Consider the following 26,351-nt stretch of genomic DNA (forward strand, 5'->3'; position numbering starts at 1 on the left):
CCGAGCGCCGCGGAGAGAAAACGTTTGGGGTGCCGGGCGCGGTTGGTTAGCCTGCGCGGATGAAGCTGAAGACGACGACGCTTGCCGAACGGCCCGAACTGCAGGGCGCGATGTGGCAGATGCTCGACACCTGGCCGACGTTCATGCTCAAGGACCCGGTGGGCTGGCTGCTCATCGGACGGATCGTCGCCGAACTGCCCGAGTACGTCCTCGTCACGACGGACGAGAACGACGAGGTCGTGGCCCGCGCGTTCAGCGTGCCGTTCGCGCTGAAGAAGGACGGCCGCGGCGAACTGCCCCCGGGCGGCTGGGACCAGATACTACTGTGGGCCTTCTCCGACCTGCGGCACGGTGTCGCCCCCGACACGGTCAGCGCCATCGAGATCACGGTCGCCACCGGCCTGCAGGGGCAGGGGATTTCCGGCCGGGTGCTCGCAGCGCTGCGGGAGAACGCGCGGGCGCGCGGCTTCGGCGAGGTCGTCGCACCGGTCCGGCCGAGTGCGAAGCACCGGGAAGCGGACGCGTCGATCGAGGAGTACGCGTACCGCACGCGCGAGGACGGGCTGCCGCACGACCCGTGGCTGCGGGTTCATGCCCGCGCGGGCGGGGTGATCGAAGCGGTGGCGCCGGCCTCTATGACCGTCTCGGGATCGCTCGCCCAGTGGCGGGAGTGGACCGGGCTGCCCTTCGACACCGACGGTCCGGTGGAGGTGCCCGGGGCGCTGGTGCCGGTGCACTGCGAGGCCCGGCGCGGGTACGCCGTGTATGTCGAACCGAACGTGTGGGTACGGCACGCGCTCTGACCGCCCGGGACAACACGCCCGGCCAGTGCTGTGACCGGGTGGTTCGCCGGGTTGAGGTTTGAGCCGGCGCCGGCCATTCCGCCGGTGCGGGGAGCGTGATCGCGTGAGTTGCGGCTTCTCGAAGGGGCGGACCTCGCCCGGCGGCCGGGGACGCGGAAAGCCGGGGAAGCCGCCCTCCCCCTCCGGGGGCGGCTTCCCCGACGTACGGTGGCCCGTCGGCCCGTCGGCCCGTCGGCCCGTCGGCCCGTCGGCCCGTCGGCCCGTCGGCCCGTCGGTCAGCCGGCGAGTTCGGCCAGGTCGACGACGTCCTTGTCGGCCGGGGCTTCGGCAGGAACCGGCTTGTTGTAGTCGGTGAAGCTCATCGCGCCGGGCTCGTCGCCGCCCTGGGAGACGACCTTCAGCAGGTAGGGCTCGCCCTGCGTGGCGACGTACAGGGTGTGTGTCTCCTTGCCGTCGGTCTCGGTGAGGGTGATCGCCTCCTGGCCGTCCACCGTCGTGACGGCCCCCTTGCGGGCCACGGAGTTGACGTCCTCGAACTCCTTGAGAACCTCGTTGAGGTCGCAGACGCCGGTGAACTCCTTGGCGTCGGGCTCGGAGGTCTTCGTCTGCATCCAGCGGTTGGCGAGCATGGCCACCGCCGCGTCCGTCTCCTCCTTCGGCTCCCCCTCGCTCTGGGACCGCAGGAACTTCTCGTCGAACTTGATGTAGACGGTCTCGCCGGTCTTGATGAGGTTCAGTGAGCCTTCCTGATCCATCGACATGCTGCCGGCGCACTCGTCCTTGGTGTTGAGCGCCATGTCGAGGACCATGCGGCCGTCCTTGTCCACGGTGTCCCCCTTCAGCCGCAGGGACGTGGCGGTCCGGGTGGCCTCGACCGCCTGCTCGACGATCTGCGGACCGGACAGATCCGCGAACGGCTCCTTCTTCTGCTCCTTGTTCTCCTTCTGCGACGCGGAGCCGGAGCTCTTGCCGCTGTCGCTGTCCTTCTTCGTCGTACCGCAGGCGGTGAGGCCGACGGCGGCCGCGAGGCAGAGTGCGGCGAGGGCGGTGGGACGCATGGTGTTCTCTCCCTGAGTGGGGGACGGGCCTTGAGGTGCTGGTGGAGGCGGGGCTGCGAACGGAAAGGCGGGGTCAGCCCGTCTTCTTCCAGTCCTGGCAGCCGGTGGTCTTGAAGTACGCGTCCTTGGCCGTGATCGTCACGATCGCGTTGCCGGAGACGTTGTCGTTGGCGGCAATCGATTCGAGGCTGTGCTCGGAGTCCTTGGCGCGCTCCCAGTAGCACAGGTCGTCGGTGTTGCCGGAGGACTTGTAGGTGCCGGGGGCGATGTCGGTGCCGACCTTGAACATGCCGCCGTCGCCCTTCATCGCGGACTCGGGGATGCCGGACGCCTTCGGGTCGACGGCCTCCCAGTCCTTGCAGCCGGTCGACTTGAAGATCTTGTCCGTCGACTTGACGGTCACATAGGCGGTGCCGGTGACGTTGTCGTTGGCGATGATCGAGTCGAGTTCGCCCTTGGAGTCCTTGGCGCGCTCCCAGTAGCACATGCCGTCGTCGTTGCCGGAGGACTTGTAGGTCCCGGGCTTGAGGTCCGTGCCGACCTCCGCGTCGCCGTCGCCGCTGAAGGCGGCCTTCTTCTCGGCCTTCCTCGCGGTCTGCGTCGCCTGGCCCGTGGCCTTGTCCATCTTCTTCGACGCGGTGCTCCCGGACGAGGAGCTGCGGCTGTCGGTGTCACCGCCTCCGGCGCCCGCGATCCCGGCCATCGCGATGACTGCGACCACCGCGCCCACGGCGGTGAGTGCCTTGTGACGCGCGACCCAGCTGCGACGGGGCGGCTGCGGTGCAGCGTGCTGCGCGCCGTAATTCGGGTCGAACTGCTGCTGGGACATGGGTGCACCTCTCTGGCGCGGTGAGGACTCTCGTTGCGACGGGGGTAATCACAGCAGAACCTGTGAACCGAGTCAACACGGTTCACGGAAATCATTGAGTTCACGATGTGAAGGGATCTCTTCTGTGTGTACGGGTATGCTCAGCGCCACAGAAGAGCGGATCGGACGAGGGGACCTGCCAGGTGCCGGAGAACGCAGCAGAGGTGACCGCTGCCGGAATCGCCCGGCTCGCCGGCGTCGGCCGGGCTGCCGTCAGTAACTGGCGCCGCCGCCACCCCGACTTCCCCAAGCCCGTCGGCGGGAGCGAGACCAGCCCCTCCTTCGCGCTCCACGAAGTCGAGAAATGGCTGCGCGAGCAGGGCAAACTCGCCGAGGTGCCACTCCGTGAACGGGTCTGGCAGCAGCTGTCGGGCCATCCCGAAGGCGCAGTCAACGCCCTCGTCCACGCCGGCTGCGCACTGCTGCTCGTCCGGGACCGGCCCACAGCCTGGCTGGAGCTGAGCGCCGTGTCCGACGAGCGGATGGCCGCCCTGCTGCCACGCGCCCTGGACCAGGTGCTGACCGCACGCTTCGGCGACCGGCCGCCCGTACCTCTCACCCCCGGGCCGGCCGCCTCCGTACCCTTCCTGCGCTCCGTCGCCGAGCTCGCCGCCGAGCTGGGGGCCCGGCAGGCCTTCGAGTTCCTGCTCGGCCGGCACCTCGACGCCAATCCGCGCCAGTACACGCTCACCCCGCCCGGTCCCGCCGAGCTGATGGCCGCCCTGGCCGGGCCGACGCGTACGGTCCTCGACCCGGCCTGCGGACCCGGCACCCTGTTGCGAGCCGTCCCGCACCCCACGGCCGTACGCGGCCAGGACGCCTCGCCCGACCTGGCAGCGCTGACCGCCCTGCGCCTCGCCCTGCACAGCGACGCCGAAGTTCGCGTGGGGGCCGCGGACAGCCTGCGCGCCGACGCCTTCCCCGCTCTCGCCGCCGACGTGGTGCTGTGCCACCCGCCGTTCAACGAACGCAACTGGGGCCACGACGAACTGGCCTACGACCCGCGCTGGGAGTACGGCTTTCCGGCCCGCAACGAATCCGAGCTGGCCTGGGTCCAGCACGCCCTCGCCCGCCTGCGCGAAGGCGGCACCGCCGTACTGCTGATGCCCCCGGCGGTCGCCTCTCGCCGCTCAGGCCGCCGTATCCGTGCCGACCTGCTGCGCCGTGGCGCGCTCCGGGCCGTCATCGCCCTGCCGGCCGGCGCCGCGCCGCCGTACGGCATCCCGTTGCACCTCTGGGTGCTGCGCAAGCCGGGTGCCGGGCAGCAGCCCTCGCCCGAACTCCTCCTCGTCGACACGGCCGAGCTGAACACCGACGGCCGCGACCGGCTGCCCTGGCAGACCGTCCACTCCATGGTTTTGGAGGCCTGGCAGGCGTTCGACCGCGAGGGCACGGCCGAAGAACGGCCCGGTATCAGCCGGGCCATGCCCGTCATCGAACTCCTCGACGACGACGTGGACCTGGCCCCTGCCCGCCACCTCCCGCCGCCCGCCGCAGGCGGCGGCGCGGCCGAACTCGCCGCGGTACGCGAACACCTCGGCGACACGCTGCTGCTGGCCACCCGGCTCACACCCCCGCCCGTCACGGCCGCCGCCCCGTCGCGCTGGCCCGTCACCACGGTCGGCGAACTCGCCCGGGCGGGCGCCCTGTTGCTGCGCGCCGGTGGTGCGGGTGCGGGTGCCGGTGGCGCGGGCGCCCGTGGTGCGGGGGCAGGCTCCCCTCCCGTACTCACCGAGCAGGACGTGCTCGGCGGCCGCCACGCACCCTCGGGCACGCTGCCCGAAGGGGCGCCCGGTGAAGAGCCCGTCCTCACCCGGCCCGGTGACGTCGTCGTGCCCGTCCTCGGCGGCGGCACCGTCGCGCGCGTCGTCGACGAGGACACCGCGGGCGCGGCTCTCGGCCGCAACCTGCATCTGCTGCGCCCCGATCCGGCCGCCCTCGACCCGTGGTTCCTGGCCGGCTTCCTGCGCGGCACCGCCAACAACCGCCAGGCCAGCAGCTATGCGTCCACGGCGACGCGGCTCGATGTGCGCCGGGTACAGTTGCCGCGCCTTCCCCTGGCCGAACAGCAGCGGTTCGGCGAACGCTTCCGCACCCTGGCCGAGTTCGAGGACGCCCTGCGGCACGCGGGCCGGCTGGGCGAGCAGCTCGTGCAGGGTCTGTACGACGGCCTGACGGACGGTACGGTCACGCCCGAGTGATCGCGTGACGCACCACGTGGCTGATCGCGCGAGTGATCGCTGAGCAAGGGTGCGAGTGATCAATCCGACAGCGGATCCGTACAACCCGGGAACAGTTGTCGGTGTCGGTGTATACGCTCGAATCCGCATCCGCGGACGTCCCCCACCTGGCCCATCAGGAGCAGCATGCAAGGCCACGGCTTTACGCAGCCGCCGCAGCCTCAACGCCCCTCGCCCGGGACGCTCGTCGTCCTGCGTGTGATCTTCGTGGCGTTGCCGCTGCTGAGCTGCGGTTTCCTCGCCTGGGCCCCGACGCTGCGGGTCGCCGTCGTGACCCGCAGCCGGCTGAACTGGCTCCTGTTCTGCGCCAACGTCGCGCTCAACATCACCTGGATCGTCCTGCTGTCCATGGACAACACCGACGACTTCAGCACCCCTCAGGGGAACGCCGGCATGATCGGCATGCTCTCGACGGGCGCCGCCGCCATCGCGTACTTCCTCTACGCTGACTTCCGCCACTACAGCCCGCACACACCTCTGTACCCCGGCTACTACCCGCCGCCGGCCCCGCAGCAGAGCATGCCGATGCCCCCGCCGCAGCCCGGCTACGGCTACCCGCCCCGGCACACCGCCCCGGCGCCCACGCCCACCCCCACGCCCCCGCCCACTCCGGCGCCGGCACCCATGCCGCCGCAGCCCCAGCCCCAGCACCCGGCACCCCCGCGCATCGACCAGGTCCGTGCCGAGCTCGACGAACTCAGCGACTACCTCCGCCGTGAGGAGGGCAGGTGAGCGGGCGGATCGTCGCCGGTCGCTACCAGCTCGCCACGATCATCGGCCAGGGCGGCATGGGACAGGTCTGGACGGCGTACGACCAGCGCCTCGACCGCCGCGTCGCCGTCAAACTGCTGCGTCCGGACCGGATGGCGGGTGCCGACGACGCCGACGAGATGCGCCGCCGGTTCGTGCGCGAGTGCCGGGTCACCGCGCAGGTGGACCACCCGGGACTGGTCACCGTGCACGACGCGGGCAGCGAGGAGGACGACCTCTTCCTCGTCATGCAGTACTGCGAGGGGGCCGACCTTGCCGACCATCTCGCCGAGCACGACCCGTACCCCTGGCAGTGGGCCGTCGCCGTCGCCGCGCAGCTGTGCGCGGTGCTCTCCGCCGTGCACGCCGTGCCGATCGTCCACCGTGACCTCAAGCCGCGGAACGTGATGGTCAAGCCGGACGGCACGGTCACCGTGCTCGACCTCGGCGTCGCCTCCGTCCTGGACACCGACACCACGCGCCTCACGCACACCGGTTCCCCGATCGGCAGCCCGGCCTACATGGCTCCCGAGCAGGCGATGGGCGGCGCCGTCGGCCCGTACACCGACCTGTACGCCCTCGGCGTCCTGTTGCACGAGCTGCTCAGCGGGAACGTGCCGTTCGCCGGCTCCACCGCGCTGGGCGTCCTCCACCGCCATCTGTACGAGCCGCCGCTCCCGGTCCGCCAGCTGCGGCCAGAGGTCCCGGACCAGCTCGAGGCGATCGTCCTGCGCCTGCTCTCCAAGGACCCGCAGCACCGCCCCGCCACCGCCCAGGAGGTGTACGAGTCCCTCGCCCCCCTGCTGCCGACCCGGGGGATGCCGTCCGGCCCGCTCGACCCCACCCGCCCCTTCCTCCGCCCGCACGCTCCCTGGCCCGACCGCGCTGCCACCCCGCCCGCACAGGTGGTCCAGCCCGCTCCCGCGCAGCCCGACGTCGCCGAAGCCGTGGACGAGGTCAAACGGCTCCTCGGCGAGGGACGCATCACCCAGGCCGTCGACATCCTCGGCGGCATCCTCCCCGCGGCCGCCGCCAAGCACGGCGAGCACTCACCGGTGGTCCGGACACTGCGCAAGCAGTACGCGGCGACACTCATGGACGACGGCCAGTACCGGCGCGCCCTGCCGGAACTGCGCCGTCTCGCCGACGAGCGCGCCGCCGAATCCGGGGCCGCAGACCCGCAGTCGCTGCGCTTCCGTTACGAGGCGGCCCAGTGTCTGGAGCAGCTCGGCGAACCGGCCGCGGCGCTCGCCGAATACCGGGCCCTCCTGCCTTACTTCGAGAACCGGTACGCCAACAGCGACCTGGAACTGCCGCTGGAGGTCCGCCGCCGCATCGGGCATCTGCTGCTCGCCCTCGGCGACCGGCCCGCCGCCCACGACACACTGGCCCGGCTGCTGTTCGACGCCGAGCGGCTGCACGGCCCGAACCACCCCTTCCCGGCGGAGATCCGCCGCACCCTGCACTGGCTGGGCCAAGTACGCGGCTGACCGTCCGGGGTCTCCGGGGGCTTCCAGGTCTCCGGGGTCTCCGCGCATCCGGAAGTCCTCCCGAATCGTTGGCCGAATCAGTGGCCGAAGCCACACCGACTGCCTAACATCGATCAACGCAGGGTCTTTGTGCACCGAAGCACAATCACGCCGGGAGGCTCCTTTGCACCGCCGCCGTCGCACCGCGCTCACCGTCTCCGCCGCGCTCCTGGGCGCCGTCCCGCTGCTGACCGCCTGCGGCGGCGAGGCCCATCCGGGCACGGCGGCCGTGGTGGGTGGTGAACGGATCGCGGTGTCCTCGCTGCAGGCGCAGGTGAAGGATGTCCGGGAAGCGCAGAACGGTTCACCGCAGGCCGAGCAGCTCATCCAGAACACCGGCCGGCTGCCCCAGGCGAAGCTCAACTCCATGATCCTCGACCGGATCCTGGAACGGGCCGCCGAGGACGCCGGTGTGGAGGTCAGCCCCAAGGACCTGCAGACCGCGCGCAAGGACGCCGAGAAACAGGCCGGCGGCGCCGAACTGCTGAAACAGCTGATGCTCCAGCAGCGCGGAGTGGCACCGGGTCAGATCAACCAGGCGCTGCGCGAGGACGTTCTGGTGACCAAGCTCGCCGCCGCGCTGGGCGCCGACCTCGGTACGCCCGAGGGCCAGGCGAAGATCGTCGATTCCCTGGCCGGCACCTCCAAGGCCATCGGCGTAGACGTCAACCCGCGCTACGGCGCCTGGGACGACCGGAAGATCCAACTGACCGGGTCCAAGACGCCGTGGATCACTCAGGTGACCGAGCAGGACCAGGCGCCCGCGGGCGCGTGACCGGCACCCGGAGCGGCCGGGGTACGTTCGAGGGGTGACTGCACAAGCTCCCTCCGACGCCCCTGCCGCGTCCCCCGGCCGCATCGTTCTCCTCACCACCAGCCACCGGGTGGCACCAGGACTGCTGTCCTGGTCCGCGTGGCAGACGCTGCACGCCGCCGACCGCGTGCTGTGTGCCGACCCCGGCCACCCGCAGCTGCCGTACCTCGGTGAGGCGGGGATCACGGTCGAGCGGTCCGCGCCGGAGGCGGGAGAGCTGGTGGACGCCTGCGCCGGCGGCCGCACGGTCGTCGTCGTCCCGTCCGGCGAGGGCGACCAGCTGCTGACCGACGGGCTGGCCCGGCTGGCCGGCTCCGGCCGGGTGCAGATGCCGGACCTGGAGCTGCTGCCCGCCTCCTACGACCTGCCCGGCGCCCGCCTCCTCGACCTCGTCCAGGTCATGGACCGGATCAGGGCCGAGTGCCCATGGTCGTCCACCCAGACCCACCGCGGCCTGGCGAAGTACGGCATCGAGGAGGCCTACGAACTCGTCGAGGCTATCGAGGACGGCGACCGCGACGAGCTGCGCGAGGAGCTCGGCGACGTGCTGCTCCAGGTCGTCTTCCACGCGCGGATCGCGCAGGACGACCCGGACGAGCCGTTCTCGATCGACGACGTCGCGGCCACCATCGTCGAGAAGCTGATCCACCGCCACCCGCACGTCTTCGGCGACGACACCGCCGAGACCCCGGAGGAGGTCAAGGAGCACTGGCTACGCACGAAGGCGATCGAGAAGCAGCGCAGTTCGGTGACCGAGGGCATCCCGCTCGGCCAGCCCGGCCTCGCACTCGCCGCCAAGCTCGCCTCCCGGGCCCGTACCGCCGGCATGGAGATGGCGCTTCCGGTGGGTGAGGGCATCGGATACGAGCTGCTGGCCATGGCCGTACGTGCGGAGAGCCAGGGCACCGACCCGGAGACGGCCTTGCGCGCGGCGGCCCGGGTCTACCGGGACGCGATCCGCGCGGCGGAAGCGGCTTGGGAGGCGGATCGGTAGGGCTGGGCAGCGGCTCAGCGGCTCAGCGGTTCCGGCGGCTCAGCGGTTCACCGGCCCCGGCGCCTCGGCGCCTCGGCGGCTTTGCGGCCCCGTCAGCCCGGCGGTTCCGCGGCTCAGTCGTTCGGCGACCGGGGCGTGCGGGCTGCTGGGTTGTGCCAGCCGGGGTCCGGCGGGGTCAGGAACCACGCTCCGGGACCGAGCTGCCGCGTCAGCTGCTCGCCGGTGGCGGGCACGGAGTCGTAGAAGGTCCGGGACTCGTCCGCGCCGAGCTGCGCCACCACCTCGGCGATCTCTTCGATGAACGCGGCAGGGCCGCTGATGAAGACGTCCTGGGCCGGCCAGTTTCCACGGGTGGCCAGCGCGGCGGCCAGCCGCTCGGTCGCGTGGGTGCCGGGGCGGCCGGGCGCGGGGGTGATGTAGGTGACGGCCGGCCAGGGGGACGCGTCCTGGAGCGCCTCGACAGCCGGACGGTCGTAGAGGCACGCGGCATCGCGCGCGACGGCGAAGAGCCGCACCTCCGGCGTGGACGGTCCCACGGGCCTGGCGGCCAGTTCTTCGAGCATGGCCTTGACCGGGGACCAGCCCGTACCGGCCGCGACGAAGGTGACCGGCCGAGCCGATTCCGTGTCCAGTGTCATCGCACCGCCCGCCGCCCCGAGCCGCAGCACCTCGCCCTCGCGCGCGTCCCGCACCAGAGCGGTGCTGAGCCGGCCGCCCTCCACACGGCTGATGTGCAGATCGACGGTGAGGTCGGCGCGCGGGGCGTTGGCTATGGAATAGGTGCGCCAAGTGCCGGGCGCCCGGGCGCTGCTGACGCTCACGTACTGGCCGGGCGTGTAGGGCAAGGGCTGCTCCGGGAGCAGGGTGAGCACCGCGACGCCGTCGCCGTACCGCAGATGCCGGACTATCTCGGCGTCCCACCAGGGCGGCTCGTCCGTCGATTCGGCGCCGGCGATCATGGCGTCGGCCAGGACGGCGTACGCCTCCGTCCACGCCTTCTCCACGACCGGAGTCCACGCGCTGCCGGACGCCTCCGCGAGCGCGGCGATCAGGCTGGTGCCGACCGCCGTGTAGTGCTCGGGGCCGACGAGGAACTTGCGGTGGTCGCGGCCGAGGTCCTGCAGATAGCCGGGGAGTGAAGGGTCTTCGAGATGCGCCACGACATGGGTCAGGGCGGCGAAGAGCCGGTCGCGCTGACGCTGCATGTCCTCGTGGCCGGCCGGGAAGAGGGCGCGCAGGCCCGGGTGATGCCAGAACAGGTGCGAGTAGAAGAACTTCACGGCGTCCTCGGCCCGCCGTTCCACCACGGCGAAACTGCTCTTCAAGATCTTCACATCCACAGAGGTGAAAGTAGGAGCGGGACCGTCTCCGGGGTCAAGGGGTGGCCGATCCATGGACAGTCTGCGTCGAACCGCCCATAGAGGACGCGAGGTGAGGGAGATACGGTCGGGGCGTGCATGACGAGACCGCCGCCGGCCCGACCCCCACCCTGTTCAGCTGGGAGTTCGCCACCGACCCCTATCCGGCGTACGCCTGGCTGCGCGAGCACGCGCCCGTCCACCGGACCGCGCTGCCCAGCGGGGTCGAGGCCTGGCTGGTGACCCGGTACGCGGATGCCCGGCAGGCCCTCGCCGACCAGCGGCTCAGCAAGAACCCGGCGCATCACGCCGAGCCCGCGCACGCCAAGGGGAAGACCGGGATCCCCGGTGAGCGCAAGGCCGAGCTGATGACCCACCTGCTGAACATCGATCCGCCGGACCACACCCGGCTGCGGCGGCTGGTGTCCAAGGCGTTCACCCCGCGCGTGGTGGCGGAGTTCGCGCCTCGCGTGCAGGAACTGACAGACCGGCTCATCGACGACTTCGTCCGGAAGGGGTCGGCCGATCTCATCCACGAGTTCGCCTTCCCGCTGCCCATCTACGCGATCTGCGACATGCTCGGCGTACCGCGGGAGGACCAGGACGACTTCCGTGACTGGGCCGGCATGATGATCCGGCACGGCGGCGGGCCGCGGGGCGGAGTGGCCCGGTCGGTGAAGCGGATGCGGAACTATCTCGCGGAGCTGATTCACCGTAAAAGGGAGGATCCGGGAGAGGATCTGATTTCGGGTCTCATCCGGGCAAGTGATCACGGCGAACACCTCACCGAGAACGAGGCCGCCGCGATGGCATTCATCCTGCTCTTCGCCGGTTTCGAGACAACGGTCAATCTGATCGGCAACGGTGTGTACGCCCTGTTGCGTCACCCCGAGCAGCGCGAGCGGCTGCAGAACTCCCTGGTCGCCGGCGAGACCACGCTGCTGGCCACCGGAGTGGAGGAACTCCTGCGCTACGACGGGCCGGTGGAGCTGGCGACCTGGCGGTTCGCGACCGAGCCACTGACGCTCGGCGGGCAGGCCATCGCCGCGGGCGATCCCGTACTCGTCGTCCTGGCCGCGGCGGACCGGGACCCGGAGCGGTTCGACCAGCCGGATGTGCTCGACCTCTCCCGGCGTGACAACCCCCACCTCGGATACGGACACGGCATCCATTACTGCCTGGGTGCGCCGCTGGCCAGGCTGGAGGGGCGGACGGCCCTCGCGACTCTGCTGCGCCGCGTCCCTGACCTGCGGCTGGCGGTGGATCCAGCCGATTTGCGCTGGCGGGGCGGTCTCATCATGCGCGGACTGCGCACTTTGCCGGTGGAGTTCACCCCCGCGAGAGCTGACGAAACGTCACATGCGTGACCTTCACGTGATCTCCCCTGCACCGACTTGTGACAAGCGTTCGAGTACCGCTACGTTCACCGTCGTCTCAGCTGTCACACGGAAGGCCACCGCATGCGCTCCGGGAACGGCCGCCACCGGCGCCCACGTCAAGCCCCCGCCCTCATCGTCGCGGCCGGCGTGACCGGCTCCGCCATCGCGATCCCGCTGCTCGGTGCCACCGGCGCCAGCGCTGCCGACGTCTCCACCTGGGACCGCGTCGCCGAATGCGAGAGCGGCGGCACTTGGAGCGCCGACCTCGGCAACGGGTACTACGGCGGGCTCCAGTTCAGCCAGCAGACGTGGGAGGAGTTCGGCGGGCTGTCCTACGCGCCGCAGGCGGACCTCGCCAGCCGCGCTCAGCAGATCGCCGTCGCGGAGAAGGTTCTCGCCGCACAGGGGCCGCAGGCCTGGCCGAGCTGTGCCGGCAGCGCGGGGCTGACCCAGGGTGGCCTGATCGCCGATGTCGACCCGGGCCTGCCGACGGAGGACATGTCGGTCGGCCCCGCGCCCGTGCGGCCTTCGGAGGCCACTCCGGCGGACGAGCCCACCGCGCCTGCGGCGTCCGGGGCGCCCAAGGCTTCCACAGGGGCGAACACCCCTAATGCAGGCAAGTCGGATAAGAGCGGCAGTTCCTCTCCTGCCGCGTCCACCACGCCTGACGCCGCATCGACCCCGGGGGCCGGGTCCGGAGCGGGCAAGCACCGGGGCGCGCCGGCCGCCGGTGAGACAGCCGGGCCGGACGGCGCGGCAGGCGACCGCGACACCGGACGGCACGCCTCCCGTGACGCGGATGCGACGCGCGGCGGGGCTGGGGCGGAGGCGGACACGTACACCGTCCTTCCCGGCGACAACCTCTGGGACATCGCCGACAAGAAGGATGTGGCGGGCGGGTGGTCCGCGATCTACGAGGCCAACGAGACCGTCATCGGTGCCGAGCCGGACCTCATCCTTCCTGGCCAGAGCCTCGACCTGGGTCTCGATATAACCCCAAAGTAGGGGGAGTTCGGGACTTTATGTCCTAGTTTGCTCAAGTGAGACATGAGTCTCTTCGGGCCAACTGGGGCGTCTCGTCCGCCCGGTCTCGCACTTTCGCCTCTCACCTGCGGAAATGACCGTTTCGCGGATATGGGTATGGGCGTTTTCTCCCCGATGTTCGGCATTGAACATCGGGGATGCCTGTGTCTACGGTCTGAACCGCTCGCACCGCGGGCTCCTTCGACCGTCACGCCGAATCCTGCCGACGGACGGGGGAAATATTTCGACGCGTAAAGCGCCGTTGGCAGGAGCGGGGGACCCAAGGTAGGTGCCGGACGCGGCCGTTGAGACGGCAGCTGACCGGCTTGGGGTGAAGTCGCGCCAGACGCGCGGCCGGGCAACTCACTTGGCCCGAACCCGACAGCTCACCTCGTAGGCGTCGGTGAGGAGACAACTCCATGCTGGCATCCAGCACAGGCAAGCACCGCCGGTCGTCCAAGGTCGCCCGTATCGCCACGCTCGCCGGCGTCGCCGGCGCGGCTGTCGCCGTCCCGCTGATGGGCGCCACCTCGGCGTCCGCCGCCTCCGTCGCCACCTGGGACGCTGTGGCCCAGTGCGAGTCCGGCGGCAACTGGTCGATCAACACCGGCAACGGCTACTACGGCGGCCTGCAGTTCTCGCAGTCCAGCTGGGCAGCCGCCGGCGGTACGAAGTACGCCTCCCGCGCCGACCTCGCGACCAAGAACCAGCAGATCGCCACCGCCGAGGTGCTTCTCGACATGCAGGGCCCGGGTGCCTGGGCCTGCGCCGGCGCCGGCAACCTGACCAACGACGGTGTGGACCCGGGTGTCGACACCGGCGCCGCGAAGCCGGCCGCGCAGCCGAAGCCCGCGAAGCCGGCCGAGAAGCGCGCCGAGCCGGCCAAGGCGAGCCGCTCCGAGGCCCGCTCCGAGGCCCCCAAGGCCGCCCAGTCCTTCAAGAAGGGCGACGGCGAGTACAAGGTGAAGGCCGGCGACACCCTCGCCGAGATCGCCCAGGCTGAGAAGGTAAAGGGCGGCTGGGAGAAGCTGTTCGAGCTGAACAAGGACATCGTCGAGGACGCCGACGTCATCCACCCGGGCCAGCAGCTGCACCTCGGCTGACAACCGCCCCCGGCCGGGACCCGCCTCGGCGGAGACCGGTCCCACCCCAGAAACAGCCCCGGTCCGGCGCGCTTTCCCCCGTGCGCGCCGGGCCGGGGCTTCTGTATTACTGGCCGGTGCCGCGCATTACTGTCCAGTACCGCGTGGTCCTTATGTACCGGACCGCGGTTATTCGGGGCTGTTTTCGTCCCAGGGGCCGGGCGGTCGGCCGACCTGTGCCCCGGAGCCGGTTAGGCTCATGGCGCAAGGCCAATGAGACCCTGCACTCATAGCGTCACATCCCAGAAGGAGATGCTCGTGCCGTCCATCGACGTCGTCGTAGCCCGGGAAATCCTGGACTCCCGAGGCAACCCCACGGTCGAGGTCGAGGTCGGCCTCGACGACGGCAGCACGGGTCGTGCTGCAGTTCCGTCCGGTGCTTCCACCGGAGCGTTCGAGGCCCTCGAGCTTCGCGACGGTGACCCGAACCGCTACCACGGCAAGGGCGTCGAGAGGGCCGTCCTCGCCGTCATCGAGCAGATCGGCCCGGAGCTCGTCGGGTACGACGCCACCGAGCAGCGTCTGATCGACCAGGCGATGTTCGACCTGGACGCCACCCCGGACAAGTCCTCGCTCGGCGCCAACGCCATCCTCGGCGTCTCCCTCGCCGTCGCGCACGCCGCCTCCGAGGCATCCGACCTGCCGCTCTTCCGCTACCTCGGCGGCCCGAACGCGCACCTTCTGCCCGTTCCGATGATGAACATCCTGAACGGCGGCTCGCACGCCGACTCCAACGTGGACATCCAGGAGTTCATGATCGCGCCGATCGGCGCCGAGTCCTTCTCCGAGGCCCTGCGCTGGGGCACCGAGGTCTACCACACCCTGAAGAAGGTCCTGAAGGAGAAGGGGCTCTCCACCGGCCTCGGCGACGAGGGCGGCTTCGCGCCGAACCTCGAATCCAACCGGGCCGCGCTGGACCTCATCCTCGAGGCCGTCCGGCAGGCCGGCTACGAGCCCGGCAAGGACATCGCGCTCGCGCTCGACTGCGCCGCCTCAGAGTTCTACAAGGACGGCGCGTACGAGTTCGAGGGCAAGTCCCGCTCGGCCGCCGAGATGACCGAGTACTACGAGGAGCTCGTCGCCTCGTACCCGCTCGTCTCCATCGAGGACCCGCTGTTCGAGGACGACTGGGCCGGCTGGAAGGCCATCACCGACAAGCTCGGCTCCAAGGTCCAGCTGGTCGGCGACGACCTGTTCGTCACCAACCCGGAGCGGCTTGCCCGAGGCATCGAGGAGGGCTCCGCGAACGCCCTGCTCGTCAAGGTGAACCAGATCGGTTCGCTGACCGAGACCCTGGACGCCGTCGAGCTGGCCCAGCGCAACGGCTTCAAGTGCATGATGTCGCACCGCTCCGGCGAGACCGAGGACGTCACCATCGCCGACCTGGCCGTCGCCACCAACTGCGGCCAGATCAAGACCGGCGCCCCGGCCCGCTCCGAGCGCGTCGCCAAGTACAACCAGTTGCTGCGCATCGAGGAGATCCTCGACGACGCGGCGGTGTACGCCGGCCGCAGCGCGTTCCCGCGCTTCCGTTCCGCGTAACGCCAAGGCGCAGGCAAGGCGTAACAGCACAGCCAGTCGTACGTACGTCCCCGGCCGCGGTCCCGTACCGTGTCCGGGGACGTACGCGCGTAACGGCAGGGGAGGCGGGAGACATGGCCGGAAAGAGCCGCGACCGGTACTCCACCGCGACCAGGATCCGGCTGATCGGCGAGCGGACCGCCGCCCGCGTCTACCGTTCCCAGACCCGCCGGCAGATCCGCCGCAGCCGGCTCACCGGCCGGGCCGCGCTGCTCGCGCTGGTGCTGTGCACGCTGGTCGTGGCGCTCGCGTATCCGATGCGCCAGTACGTCTCCCAGCGCTCCGACATCGCCGAGCAGCAGCGAGAGGCGGACCGGGCGCGGGAGGGGCTCGAGGAGCTGCGCGACCAGAAGGCCCGCTGGCAGGATCCCGCCTTCGTGGAGCAGCAGGCGCGCGAGCACCTGCACTATGTACGTCCGGGGGAGACCGGCTACACCATGATCGACCCCGCGGCCGGCGACCGGCGCCACGCCGACCAGGGCGCAGCGGAGCGGCCCTGGTACTCGAACGTCTGGGACGGCGTCGACACGGCCGACCGCACCGACGACTGACCGCCGCACACCGGTCCCCGAGCCGGACCTCGTCCCACCCCATCACCGAACCGCGAACGAAGAGACTTTTCCAGGCATGGACACGCCCCCGCCCCAGACCGACCGGACCGAGCCGACGGACGCGGACATCGCCGCGTTCAAGGAGCAGCTCGGCCGCCCGCCGCGCGGGCTGCGCGCCATCGCCCACCGCTGCCCCTGCGGGCAGCCGGACGTGGTCGAGACAGCCCCGCGCCTCGAGGACGGCACGCCGTTCCCGACGCTCTACTACCTGACGTGCCCGCGAGCCGCCGGTGCGATCGGCACGCTTGAGGGCGGGGGTGTCATGAAGGAGATGCAGGACCGCCTCGCCGAGGACCCCGAACTGGCCGCGGCGTACCGCGCCGCGCACGAGGACTACATCGAGCGCCGCGACGCGATCGAGGTGCTCCAGGGCTTCCCGAGCGCGGGCGGCATGCCGGACCGGGTGAAGTGCCTGCATGTCCTCGTCGCGCACTCGCTGGCGGCGGGCCCAGGAGTGAATCCGCTGGGCGACGAGGCCCTCGCGATGCTGCCCGAGTGGTGGGCCAAGGGCCCCTGTGTCAGCCCGTGCGGCCCGCAGCAGGGCGGCGGTTCTCAGGCCGGGACCACCGGCGACGGCGCTGGCGAGAGCGCCGACGAGGGCGCTGACGACGCGGCCGGTCAGGGCGATGTCGCGTTCAAGTCGGTCGAAGGGAACGCCCAGTGACCCGCGTGGCCGCCATCGACTGCGGTACGAACTCCATCCGGCTGCTCATCGCCGACGCCAACCCGGCGACGGGCGAACTGACCGACCTCGACCGGCGGATGACCATCGTCCGGCTCGGCCAGGGGGTCGACCGGACCGGGCGGCTCGCGCCCGAGGCGCTGGAGCGGACCTTCGCGGCCTGCCGCGAGTACGCCGCCGCGATCAAGGCGCAGGGAGCGCAGAGGGTGCGTTTCGTGGCCACCTCCGCCTCCCGTGACGCCGAGAACCGGGACGACTTCGTGCGGGGGGTGCTGGACATCCTCGGCGTCGAGCCCGAGGTGATCACCGGGGACCAGGAGGCCGAGTTCTCCTTCACCGGCGCCACCAAGGAGCTGACCGGCCGGGCGGATCTGGCGAAGCCGTACCTCGTGGTGGACATCGGGGGCGGTTCGACGGAGTTCGTCGTCGGGGACGACCACGTGCGCGCAGCCCGGTCCGTCGACGTCGGCTGTGTGCGGATGACCGAGCGTCATCTTGTACAGGACGGTGTGGTGTCCGATCCGCCCACCGCCGCGCAGATCACCGCCATACGCGAGGACATCCGGGCCGCGCTCGATCTGGTGGAAGAGACGGTTCCGCTCAGCGAGGCGAAGACGCTGGTGGGGCTGGCCGGCTCGGTCACCACGGTCGCCGCGATCGCGCTCGGTCTGCGCGCGTACGACTCCGCCGCCATCCACCACTCGCGGATCTCCCTGGCGCAGGTCGACGAGATCACCGGCATGCTGCTGACCTCGACCCACGAGGAGCGGGCGGCCATTCCCGTGATGCATCCGGGCCGGGTGGACGTCATCGCCGCGGGCGCTCTCGTCCTGCTGGAGATCATGAAGCGGACCGGCGCCGAAGAGGTCGTCGTCAGTGAGCACGACATCCTCGACGGGATCGCCTGGTCCGTCGCCTGACGGCGTGGGCGGGGGGCCGGACGTACGCCGGGCCCCCGCACGGCTCCGGGACTCGCTTCCGGTCGGCGCCGGGACGGCCCCGGCAGGGGCGCCACAGGCCGGAACGGGCGCGTCCGGGGGTCCTCCGGCCGGCCCTCGCGAAAAAGTTCGTGAAGTTCTTCACAAGGAAAAGGGGTCTGTTGCCCGCACAGGGGTGCCGTAAGCCCCGGATAAGCGGCTCACAGGCCCCCGGCATGCGCGAACCGGACGGTTCCGGGCGCCGGGTGCGCGGGTGCGGCGACCCGGTGGTCCAGTGCCGGACGGATGGCGGAGGACCAGTTCAGCGGGGGTGAACAACGTCCTCCTGTACACCCTGGTTCCCCCGCCGCGCCATGACCTCGGTCACGTGGGCGGCGGAGTGTAGCAGAAGGGCGGGAGGAGCTTGTGAAGGGGCTCACGAGCGACCCCCCTGTGGGTGCTGGATACTCGAATCATGAGCACCACGGAGCGTCCCAGGATCCTCGTTGTAGGCGGTGGGTACGTAGGCCTGTACGCGGCACGCCGCATTCTGAAGAAGATGCGGTACCGGGAGGCGACCGTCACGGTCGTCGATCCGCGCTCGTACATGACGTACCAGCCCTTCCTCCCCGAAGCCGCCGCCGGCAGCATCTCGCCGCGGCACGTCGTCGTCCCGCTGCGACGCGTGCTGCCCAAGGCCGAGGTACTCACCGGCCGGGTCACGACCATCGACCAGGACCGCAAGGTCGCCATGGTCACGCCGCTCGTCGGCGAGGCCTATGAGCTGCCCTTCGACTACCTGATCGTCGCGCTCGGCGCGGTCTCCCGCACCTTCCCGATCCCCGGCCTCGCCGAGCAGGGCATCGGCATGAAGGGTGTCGAGGAGGCCATCGGCCTGCGCAACCACGTCCTCGAGCAGCTCGACAAGGCCGACTCGACGACCGATGAGAACGTCCGCCGCAAGGCGCTCACGTTCGTCTTCGTGGGCGGCGGCTTCGCCGGCGCGGAGACCATCGGCGAGGTCGAGGACATGGCCCGCGACGCCGCGAAGTACTACACCGGCGTGAAGCGCGAGGACATGCGCTTCGTCCTGGTGGACGCGGCGGACAAGATCCTTCCCGAGGTCGGCCCGCAGCTGGGCAAGTGGGGCAAGGAGCACCTCGAGGGCCGCGGCATCGAGATCTACCTGAACACCTCCATGGACTCCTGCGTGGACGGCCACGTGGTGCTGAAGAACGGCCTCGAGGTCGACTCCAACACCATCGTGTGGACCGCCGGCGTGAAGCCCAACCCCGCGCTGGCCCGCTTCGGCCTGCCGCTCGGCCCGCGCGGCCACGTGGACACCGCAGCGACCCTTCAGGTCCAGGGCACCGACTACATCTGGGCCGGCGGCGACAACGCCCAGGTCCCCGACGTCGCCGCCCGCAAGGCCGGCGTCCACAACGCCTGGTGCCCGCCGAACGCCCAGCACGCGCTGCGCCAGGCCAAGGTCCTCGGCGACAACGTCATCTCCGGGATGCGCGGCTTCCCGCAGCAGACGTACGAGCACGCCAACAAGGGAGCGGTGGCGGGTCTCGGCCTCCACAAGGGCGTCGCAATGATCGTCATAGGCAAGATGAAGATCAAGCTCAAGGGCCGGCTCGCCTGGTACATGCACCGTACCTACCACGGCATGGCCGTGCCGACCTGGAACCGTAAAATCCGCGTCCTGGCCGACTGGACTCTGGCGATGTTCCTCAAGCGCGAGGTCGTCTCTCTCGGCGCCATGGAGACTCCTCGCGAGGAGTTCTACGAGGCCGCCAAGCCGGCTCCGGTCGCCGCGGCTCCGGCCGCCGACAAGTCGGAGAAGGCGAAGGCCTCCTAGGGCCCCGCCCTGGGGCCCGACGCCCTGGGGCGGGACACATCCTGGGGCCGGACGCCTCCTGGAGCTGTCTGCCCCTGGGGCCAGGACCGCACGTACGTTCAGAACGCCGAAGGGCGCCCGCCATCCGTGGTGCGGGCGCCCTTCGGCGTATTTCCGCCCCTCCGACTTCCCACACGCCGCAACGGGACTGCATTTGGACCCTGCTGGTGTTTACCGTGGGGTACGGCACTACTGGGGATTACACCGTCACGGAGGTGTGCGCCATGGCCGACGCCGCGCTGCGGCTGACTGCTCTCGCCGACGAGCTGCTCGGGACTCCGTTCCCGGTCCGCATCCGGGCCTGGGACGGAAGTGAGTCGGGTCCGCCCGGCGCGCCGACTCTGGTCATCCGCCACCGCCGCGCGGTGCGGAGACTGATGTGGCGGCCGGGGGAGCTCGGCCTCGCCCGCGCCTGGGTGGCCGGGGAGCTCGACGTCGAGGGCGACCTGTACGAGACGATGGACCGGCTGGCCGGCCTGCTGTGGCAGCGCGGCCGCGACGGGCGGGGTGCGCTGGAATCCGTACGGGACCCCAGGCTCCGTGCGGCCGCACGGGAGTTGGTGTCATTGGCCGGGCCGTGGCTGCCGCCGCCCCCGCCTGCCGAGGAGATCCGGCGCCGCAGCGGTCCGCTGCACACCAAGCACCGCGACCGCCAGGCCATCAGCCATCACTACGACGTCGGCAACGACTTCTACGAGCGGGTCCTCGGCCCGTCCATGGTCTATTCGTGCGCGTACTGGGACGAGGGCTCCACTCTCGAGAGCGCCCAGCGCGACAAGCTCGATCTGGTCTGCCGGAAGCTGGCCCTGAAGGAGGGCGACCGGCTGCTGGACGTCGGCTGCGGCTGGGGGTCGATGGCGATTCACGCGGCGGGGGAGTTCGGGGTGCGCGTCACCGGTATCACGCTGTCGCGCGAGCAGGCCGCTTACGCCCGTAAGCGCATCGCGGAGGAGGGGCTCACCGACCGGATCGAGATCCGCGTCCAGGACTACCGCGACGTCAACGACGGGCCCTACGAGGCGATTTCGTCGATCGGAATGGCCGAGCACGTGGGCTCCGCGCGCTACCGCGAGTACGCGGACGCCCTCTTCGGCCTGCTGAAGCCCGGTGGCCGACTGCTCAACCACCAGATCGCACGGCGCCCGGAGAAGGACGAGTCCGCATACCGGGTGGACGAGTTCATCGACGCGTACGTTTTCCCGGACGGGGAGCTGGCTCCGCTGGGCCGTACGGTCGGGACGCTGGAGGAAGCGGGCTTCGAGGTGCGCGACGTCGAGTCGATCCGGGAGCATTACGCGCTGACCCTGCGCGCCTGGGTCGCGAACCTGGAAGCGCACTGGCGGGACGCGGTCCGGTACACCTCGCCGGGCCGGGCGCGCATCTGGCGGCTCTACATGGCGGCTTCAGCACTGTCCTTCGAGCGCAACCGCATCGGGGTCAACCAGGTCCTGGCGGTCCGCACCGGCTCGGACGGCCGTACGGGCATGCCCTTGCGCGCGCGGACCTGGAACCGGGCGGCGGACGACCGCACGGACCGCGCCGAAGACCGCGTCGAAACCGACCGCACCAAAACCGATGGCATCGCCCCCTGATACGTCCGCTGCTCGCGCCCACCGATAGGCCGGTGGGCAATTGGTGCCCGGGTGGACGGCGTTGATACGTTCGAAACTTCGGGCTCGGACGAGGAGGCGGGCTCGCTGAGGCCATGTGGCTCCGCGATCCCGCCTCCCTTTCGTGTGCCAAAGGGCCACTCGGTGTCTGATTTGTCATGTATTCATCAGATCGAAGGAGCTCCTTTGCGTCGCCCCGCCTCGTGGCTGCCGGCCCTCGCTGCCGCGCTCATATCCGTCGTCACCCTCTCCGCCACCTCGGCGTCCGCCGTTTCCGAGGCGCTCGCCGTCACCACGACCGCCACGTTCAACCATCCGGGCGGCACCGCGACGGAACAGAACCGGGTCCGGGACCACGTCGTCGGTCTGATCGACGACGCGCAGCCCGGCACGTCGATCACCGTCTCGATGTATACCTTCACCGAGGACACGGTCCGCAACGCCCTGCTGGCCGCCAAGGACCGGGGCGTCTCGGTCAAGGTGATCCTGGACCACACCTCGGCGACGATGACCGGCGGCGAGTACGGGAACCTCGCCGCGGGCCTCGGGACCGACCGGACCAAGTCCTCCTGGGTCCTGGCCTGTCCGGCTCAGCGCGGCTGCATCGGAAGCCGGGCGCTTGCCGCGGATTCCGACGGCACCATCAACCACAACAAGTTCTTTCTGTTCTCCCAGGTGGGAGGCGCGAACAAGGTCGTCGTGCAGACGTCGGCCAACATGACCAACCTCCAGCGCACCGACCTCTTCAACAACGCGGTGACGATCGTCGACGGCGGACTGTACGACCTGTACCAGGCGTACTTCGCCGACCTGCTGAAGTACGGAACCGGGGCCGGGCTGAGCCACTATTACAAGACCCCGTCGAGCGGCGCGTACAAGACGTACTTCTTCCCGCGCCAGGAAGCCGCGGGCACCGAGTTCAACAACGATCCGTCCACGGACACGGTCAAGCTGATCCTCGACAACGTCGGCTGCGCCGGCGGCACGGAGGTGCGCATGGCGGCCAACCTCTTCACCCGTAACGCCGTCGCGCAGCGTCTCGTCGCCCTCAAGAACGCCGGGTGCTCCGTCACCTTGGCGCACGACGGCACCCCCGGCGCGATGGGCACGGTCGTGGAGTCCACCGTCTCCGGCAAGCTGACCCAGCGGGTGGAGTGCTACGAGGACCGCGGCGCGGGCGTCGCGAAGGCCGGCCTGCACTCCAAGTACCTGCTGGTCAAAGGCGTGTACGACGGCGTGGCGGGCAAGAAGCTGGTCTTCGCGGGCAGCCACAACTACACCTACCCGGCGCTTCGCGCGAACGACGAGACGCTGCTGAAGATCGACAATGCCGCGCTGTACGACCAGTTCAAGGCCAACCACGACCAGCTGATGAGCTACTGCGCGGGGTCATAGGGTTCCTGGCCCCCTCCCGTCCCCTCCCGTCCGCACAAGTAGAAGGGCCCCGCTGCCGTCTTGGCGGTTTCCAGGGCCCTTCTGCGTGCGTACCCCGGTACGTACCGAGCCGCTACTCCGTCTTGATCGCGGTCAGCATGTTGAGCCTCGCGGCGCTGCGCGCCGGCCACATCGCGGCCAGGATGCCCACCAGCGCGGCCAGCGCCAGGAAGAGGCCGATCCGGTCCCACGGGATGACCAGGGCGTAGCCGGGGACCGAGCTCTTGACCGTCTGGCCGATCGCCCAGCCCAGGAAAGTGCCGAGGCCGACGCCGATGACCGCGCCGAAGAGCGAGATCACCACGGCCTCCAGCCGGATCATCCGCTTGACCCGACGGCGGTCGAGACCGATCGCCCGCAGCATGCCGATCTCCTGCTGGCGCTCGAACACCGACATGGCCAGGGTGTTGACCACACCCAGCACCGCGATGATCAGAGCCATCGCCAGCAGTCCGTACATGATGTTCAGAGCGGTGTTGATCATGCCGCCGAAGGTGTTCCGGATGTCCTGCTGGTCCATCACGCTGATGGCGGGATTGTCACCCAGCGCGTCGACGACGGCCTGCTCCGCGGCCTTGCTCATTCCGCCGTCGGTCTTGACCCAGACCTCGGGGATGTGCGGCTTCTCCTCGTGCGGGGCGAGCAGCGAGGTGGAGATGAGGACCGGCGAGACGAACTCGTTGTCCTTGTACGTCGCGCCGACGGTCAGCTGCGCCTTCTTGCCGTCGGCGTACTCGACCGCGAGCGTGTCGCCGGGCTTCCAGCCGTTGGACTTCGCCGTCTTCTCGGCCACCGCGATCTGGCCGCTGCCCAGCGTGTCCAGCGATCCGGAGACGGTCCGGATGTTGATGAGCTTCTCGATGTCGCCGGGGACGACACCGGAGACCGACTTGTGGGTGTCCTTGATCTTGAAGTACGAGGACTGCTGCGGGGACACCGCCTGTACCCCCGGCGCCTTCTCCAGCGCGCTGACGACGGACTCGTCCAGGCCGCCGCCGCTGGCCATGGTGACCATGTAGTCGGCCCTGATGTTGTCCGTGGTCATCTTGTCCACGGCCCGGCCCATCGTGACGCCGAGCACCGAGAGCCCGGTGACCAGGGTGAGTCCGATGGCCAGCGCGGAGGCGGTGGCGCCGGTGCGACGCGGGTTGCGGACCGCGTTCCGGCTCGCCAGATTTCCGGAGACCCCGAACAGACGCCGCAGCAGCGGCCGTACGAGAGCGATGACGGGCCGGGAGAGCAGCGGGATAAGGACGATCACACCGATCAGCGCCAGGAAGGCGCCGGCCCCGATGATCATCTTACCGTCCTTGCCGGCCGCCGCACCCGCGACGATCGTGGCCGCACCGAGCAGGGTCACCACGGCACCGATGGAGTTCCGCAGCACCAGGGACTTGGTGGTCGCCGGCAGGTGGGCACTGCCCATGGCCGCCACCGGCGGGATCTTCGCGGCCCGGCGTGCGGGCAGCCAGGCGGCGAACATGGTGATCAGCACGCCGACGCCGAGCGCGGCGGCGATGGTGGTGGGCGCGACGATGAGCGAACCGTTCGGGACCTTGGCGCCGAAGGAGCTCATCGCGGAGCGCAGCGCGGTCGCCAGCCCGATGCCGAGTACGAATCCGATCACCGAAGCGACCACGCCGACCACCAGGGCCTCGCTCAGTACCGAGCGGCTGACCTGTTTGCGGGAGGCGCCGACGGCGCGCAGCAGCGCCAGCTCCTTGGTGCGCTGGGCGACCAGCATCGAGAAGGTGTTGGAGATCAGGAAGACGCCGACGAAGAGGGCGATCGCGGCGAAGGCGAGCAGCATCTGGTTGAGGCCGGACAGCCCCTCCTCGATCTGCTTGGCCTGGTCGTCCGCGAGCTCCTTACCGGTCTGTGCCTCGGCGTTGTCCGGGAGCAGTGGCTCGACCTCGTCCAGGATCTTCTGCGCCGAGGCGCCCGACTCGGCGGCGACGGTCACGCTCTGGTAGTAGCCCGGCTTGAGGTAGAGCTGCTGGGCGACCTCGGTGTCGAAAAGGACCAGGCTGCCGCCGGCGTTGACCGCGCCGTCCTCGGTGGTGAAGACACCGGAGAGGGTGTACTCCTTCACCGGGCCGTTGGTGGCGACCCGCACCGTGTCGCCGACCTGGTACTTGCCCTTGGTCGCGGAGTCCTTGTCAAGCGCGATCTGGCTGTCCTTCACCGGGCCGCTGCCCCGGGTGAAGCTGTACGCGCCGTCCTTGCCGTCCTTGCCGGGCGCAAAGTTCCCGCCCTTGTTGGACCAGCCGTTGCCGATGAGCCTGCCGTCGGGGTCGGCTACACCGGCGAAGCCGTCGACGCGGCCGGTGGCGGAGGCGACCCCGTCGATCCCCTCGATCTTCTCGAGGGTCTTCGTGCCGATCCCGGGCTCCTCCTTGCCGTCCGCCTTACGGGCTGTGGGGTCGGCGTAGGAGGTGACGGAGACGGCGACGTTGTCGTAGCTCTTCGCCGACTGGTTGCGGTAGGCATTGTCGAGGGTGTCGGTGAAGACCAGAGTGCCGGAGACGAAGGCCACGCCGAGCATCACGGCGAGTACGGTCATCAGCAGCCTGGCCTTGTGCGCGAGCACGTTGCGCAAGGCGGTACGGAACATGTGGAAGTCCTGGTGTTGTGGGCCGGAGCAGTCGATCAGCGGGCGCGGTTGATCAGCTCGTACGGCCCTTTGCGTCGAAGGCCTTCATACGGTCCAGCACGCCGTCGGCGGTGGGTCGCAGCATCTCGTCGACGATGCGGCCGTCGGCGAGGAAGATCACGCGGTCCGCGTACGAGGCGGCCACCGGGTCGTGCGTCACCATGACGACGGTCTGGCCCAGCTCGCGCACGGAGTTCCGCAGGAAGCCGAGCACTTCGGCGCCGGAGCGCGAGTCGAGGTTTCCGGTCGGCTCATCACCGAAGATGATCTCGGGACGGCTCGCCAGCGCACGGGCCACCGCGACGCGCTGCTGCTGGCCGCCGGAGAGCTGGGTCGGCCGGTGGCTCAGCCGGTCCGACAGACCCACCATGCGGATCACGTTCTCCAGCCACTGCTTGTCGGGCTTGCGGCCCGCGATGTCCATCGGCAGCGTGATGTTCTCCGCGGCCGTCAGCGTCGGCAGCAGGTTGAAGGCCTGGAAGATGAAGCCGATCTTGTCCCGGCGCAGCTGCGTGAGCTGCTTGTCCTTGAGCGCGCCGAGCTCGGTGTCACCGATCCGTACGGAGCCGCTGCTGAAGCTGTCCAGGCCGGCCACGCAGTGCATCAGGGTCGACTTTCCGGAGCCGGACGGCCCCATGATCGCGGTGAACTCGCTCTGCGGGAACTCCACGGTGACCCGGTCCAGGGCGACCACCTGGGTCTCGCCCTGTCCGTACACCTTGGACAGTTCTGTGGCGCGAGCCGCCACAGCGGTGGCGCGGTCGGCGATGGGGGTCGTGGTCACGGAGGAGCTCCTGTCGGGAACGGCGAATCTCTGGGGACTGCTCCATCCTCGCGGCCCGGCGGCGTCGGGGGATCAGTCCGCGTGACCGTTCCCTGAGCCCTCTCGAGTCTGACCGGAAGGGCCGTCCATCCTCCCTGGGGATGACACCGCCCCTGAGACGGGGCGGAGCACGGGCAGTCGAAATTCCGTCATTTCCGGCTGCCCGGCAGGTACCCCCG

Annotated in this window: 21 protein-coding genes and 1 riboswitch; of the genes, 16 read left to right on the top strand and 5 right to left on the bottom strand. The window is 70.3% G+C overall.

Annotated features, from left to right (window positions below; genetic code table 11):
- The first annotated feature begins 59 nt into the window (after positions 1 to 59).
- A complete protein-coding gene (locus tag AB0M62_RS02085) occupies positions 60 to 803 on the top strand; it encodes an N-acetyltransferase (RefSeq protein ID WP_366072117.1) in 744 nt (247 codons plus the stop codon).
- A 275-nt stretch (positions 804 to 1,078) separates the two neighbouring features.
- On the opposite strand, the gene AB0M62_RS02090 is transcribed toward AB0M62_RS02085, so the two are convergent.
- A complete protein-coding gene (locus AB0M62_RS02090; RefSeq protein WP_366072118.1) occupies positions 1,079 to 1,861 on the bottom strand; it encodes a hypothetical protein in 783 nt (260 codons plus the stop codon).
- A 73-nt stretch (positions 1,862 to 1,934) separates the two neighbouring features.
- Positions 1,935 to 2,690 (bottom strand): hypothetical protein, encoded by a 756-nt coding sequence (locus AB0M62_RS02095; RefSeq protein WP_366072119.1) that lies wholly within the window; start codon positions 2,688 to 2,690, stop codon positions 1,935 to 1,937.
- A gap of 182 nt (positions 2,691 to 2,872) precedes the next feature.
- On the opposite strand from AB0M62_RS02095, the gene AB0M62_RS02100 reads away from it, so the two are divergent.
- The 5 genes from AB0M62_RS02100 to AB0M62_RS02120 all read left to right on the top strand — a co-directional run bounded on the left by AB0M62_RS02100 (position 2,873) and on the right by AB0M62_RS02120 (position 9,056).
- The gene (locus AB0M62_RS02100; protein WP_366072120.1) at positions 2,873 to 4,930 is read left to right on the top strand and encodes an N-6 DNA methylase; all 2,058 of its coding nucleotides are present in this window, start codon (positions 2,873 to 2,875) and stop codon (positions 4,928 to 4,930) included.
- A gap of 165 nt (positions 4,931 to 5,095) precedes the next feature.
- Entirely contained in the window at positions 5,096 to 5,701 is a 606-nt protein-coding gene (locus AB0M62_RS02105) for a hypothetical protein (protein WP_366072121.1), read from the top strand.
- A gap of 8 nt (positions 5,702 to 5,709) precedes the next feature.
- Positions 5,710 to 7,209 carry a serine/threonine-protein kinase gene (locus AB0M62_RS02110; RefSeq protein ID WP_366072249.1) on the top strand — a complete coding sequence of 500 codons (1,500 nt, stop codon included), beginning with the start codon at positions 5,710 to 5,712 and terminating at the stop codon, positions 7,207 to 7,209.
- A 163-nt stretch (positions 7,210 to 7,372) separates the two neighbouring features.
- Positions 7,373 to 8,023 carry a SurA N-terminal domain-containing protein gene (locus AB0M62_RS02115; protein ID WP_366072122.1) on the top strand — a complete coding sequence of 217 codons (651 nt, stop codon included), beginning with the start codon at positions 7,373 to 7,375 and terminating at the stop codon, positions 8,021 to 8,023.
- A 34-nt stretch (positions 8,024 to 8,057) separates the two neighbouring features.
- A complete protein-coding gene (locus tag AB0M62_RS02120; RefSeq protein WP_366072123.1) occupies positions 8,058 to 9,056 on the top strand; it encodes a nucleoside triphosphate pyrophosphohydrolase in 999 nt (332 codons plus the stop codon).
- A gap of 113 nt (positions 9,057 to 9,169) precedes the next feature.
- Here AB0M62_RS02120 and AB0M62_RS02125 read toward each other — a convergent pair whose 3' ends face one another.
- Positions 9,170 to 10,396, bottom strand: coding sequence for a globin domain-containing protein (locus tag AB0M62_RS02125; protein ID WP_366072124.1), 1,227 nt, complete (start codon positions 10,394 to 10,396; stop codon positions 9,170 to 9,172).
- Between the two features lie 113 nt (positions 10,397 to 10,509).
- Here AB0M62_RS02125 and AB0M62_RS02130 point away from each other — a divergent pair, with 113 nt between their 5' ends.
- The 10 genes from AB0M62_RS02130 to AB0M62_RS02175 all read left to right on the top strand — a co-directional run bounded on the left by AB0M62_RS02130 (position 10,510) and on the right by AB0M62_RS02175 (position 22,657).
- On the top strand, positions 10,510 to 11,781 hold the full coding sequence (locus AB0M62_RS02130; protein ID WP_366072125.1) for a cytochrome P450: 1,272 nt from the start codon (positions 10,510 to 10,512) through the stop codon (positions 11,779 to 11,781).
- A gap of 93 nt (positions 11,782 to 11,874) precedes the next feature.
- On the top strand, positions 11,875 to 12,798 hold the full coding sequence (locus AB0M62_RS02135) for a transglycosylase family protein (protein WP_366072126.1): 924 nt from the start codon (positions 11,875 to 11,877) through the stop codon (positions 12,796 to 12,798).
- A 265-nt stretch (positions 12,799 to 13,063) separates the two neighbouring features.
- A riboswitch (cyclic di-AMP (ydaO/yuaA leader) is annotated at positions 13,064 to 13,231 on the top strand.
- A gap of 4 nt (positions 13,232 to 13,235) precedes the next feature.
- A complete protein-coding gene (locus AB0M62_RS02140) occupies positions 13,236 to 13,919 on the top strand; it encodes a transglycosylase family protein (RefSeq protein WP_366072127.1) in 684 nt (227 codons plus the stop codon).
- Between the two features lie 297 nt (positions 13,920 to 14,216).
- On the top strand, positions 14,217 to 15,500 hold the full coding sequence (eno, locus tag AB0M62_RS02145) for a phosphopyruvate hydratase (protein WP_366072128.1): 1,284 nt from the start codon (positions 14,217 to 14,219) through the stop codon (positions 15,498 to 15,500).
- Between the two features lie 113 nt (positions 15,501 to 15,613).
- Positions 15,614 to 16,090, top strand: coding sequence for a septum formation initiator family protein (locus tag AB0M62_RS02150; protein ID WP_366072129.1), 477 nt, complete (start codon positions 15,614 to 15,616; stop codon positions 16,088 to 16,090).
- A gap of 76 nt (positions 16,091 to 16,166) precedes the next feature.
- A complete protein-coding gene (locus AB0M62_RS02155; RefSeq protein WP_366072130.1) occupies positions 16,167 to 16,814 on the top strand; it encodes a DUF501 domain-containing protein in 648 nt (215 codons plus the stop codon).
- On the top strand, positions 16,811 to 17,752 hold the full coding sequence (locus tag AB0M62_RS02160) for a Ppx/GppA phosphatase family protein (protein WP_366072131.1): 942 nt from the start codon (positions 16,811 to 16,813) through the stop codon (positions 17,750 to 17,752). Before AB0M62_RS02155 ends, AB0M62_RS02160 begins: the two co-directional genes overlap by 4 nt.
- A 472-nt stretch (positions 17,753 to 18,224) precedes the next feature.
- Positions 18,225 to 19,613: an NAD(P)/FAD-dependent oxidoreductase gene (locus AB0M62_RS02165; RefSeq protein WP_366072132.1), complete on the top strand. Its 1,389-nt coding sequence runs from the start codon at positions 18,225 to 18,227 to the stop codon at positions 19,611 to 19,613.
- A 263-nt stretch (positions 19,614 to 19,876) separates the two neighbouring features.
- Positions 19,877 to 21,244, top strand: a complete 1,368-nt coding sequence (locus AB0M62_RS02170) for a cyclopropane-fatty-acyl-phospholipid synthase family protein (RefSeq protein WP_366072133.1) — start codon at positions 19,877 to 19,879, stop codon at positions 21,242 to 21,244.
- Between the two features lie 204 nt (positions 21,245 to 21,448).
- Positions 21,449 to 22,657, top strand: coding sequence for a phospholipase D-like domain-containing protein (locus AB0M62_RS02175; RefSeq protein WP_366072134.1), 1,209 nt, complete (start codon positions 21,449 to 21,451; stop codon positions 22,655 to 22,657).
- 112 nt (positions 22,658 to 22,769) lie between these two features.
- On the opposite strand, the gene AB0M62_RS02180 is transcribed toward AB0M62_RS02175, so the two are convergent.
- Positions 22,770 to 25,310, bottom strand: a complete 2,541-nt coding sequence (locus tag AB0M62_RS02180) for an FtsX-like permease family protein (protein WP_366072135.1) — start codon at positions 25,308 to 25,310, stop codon at positions 22,770 to 22,772.
- 52 nt (positions 25,311 to 25,362) lie between these two features.
- Positions 25,363 to 26,133, bottom strand: a complete 771-nt coding sequence (locus AB0M62_RS02185; RefSeq protein WP_366072136.1) for an ABC transporter ATP-binding protein — start codon at positions 26,131 to 26,133, stop codon at positions 25,363 to 25,365.
- Between the last annotated feature and the right edge of the window lie 218 nt (positions 26,134 to 26,351).

The organism is Streptomyces sp. NPDC051219, from assembly GCF_040682335.1.
Lineage (GTDB): Bacteria > Actinomycetota > Actinomycetes > Streptomycetales > Streptomycetaceae > Streptomyces.

What these genes read in the sequence shown, in the direction of transcription:
- AB0M62_RS02085 (WP_366072117.1), top strand. Translation starts at nt 60, where the DNA reads ATGAAGCTGAAGACGACGACGCTTGCCGAACGGCCCGAACTGCAGGGC.
- AB0M62_RS02090 (WP_366072118.1), bottom strand. Translation starts at nt 1,861, where the DNA reads ATGCGTCCCACCGCCCTCGCCGCACTCTGCCTCGCGGCCGCCGTCGGC.
- AB0M62_RS02095 (WP_366072119.1), bottom strand. Translation starts at nt 2,690, where the DNA reads ATGTCCCAGCAGCAGTTCGACCCGAATTACGGCGCGCAGCACGCTGCA.
- AB0M62_RS02105 (WP_366072121.1), top strand. Translation starts at nt 5,096, where the DNA reads ATGCAAGGCCACGGCTTTACGCAGCCGCCGCAGCCTCAACGCCCCTCG.
- AB0M62_RS02135 (WP_366072126.1), top strand. Translation starts at nt 11,875, where the DNA reads ATGCGCTCCGGGAACGGCCGCCACCGGCGCCCACGTCAAGCCCCCGCC.
- AB0M62_RS02140 (WP_366072127.1), top strand. Translation starts at nt 13,236, where the DNA reads ATGCTGGCATCCAGCACAGGCAAGCACCGCCGGTCGTCCAAGGTCGCC.
- AB0M62_RS02150 (WP_366072129.1), top strand. Translation starts at nt 15,614, where the DNA reads ATGGCCGGAAAGAGCCGCGACCGGTACTCCACCGCGACCAGGATCCGG.
- AB0M62_RS02155 (WP_366072130.1), top strand. Translation starts at nt 16,167, where the DNA reads ATGGACACGCCCCCGCCCCAGACCGACCGGACCGAGCCGACGGACGCG.
- AB0M62_RS02165 (WP_366072132.1), top strand. Translation starts at nt 18,225, where the DNA reads ATGAGCACCACGGAGCGTCCCAGGATCCTCGTTGTAGGCGGTGGGTAC.
- AB0M62_RS02170 (WP_366072133.1), top strand. Translation starts at nt 19,877, where the DNA reads ATGGCCGACGCCGCGCTGCGGCTGACTGCTCTCGCCGACGAGCTGCTC.
- AB0M62_RS02180 (WP_366072135.1), bottom strand. Translation starts at nt 25,310, where the DNA reads ATGTTCCGTACCGCCTTGCGCAACGTGCTCGCGCACAAGGCCAGGCTG.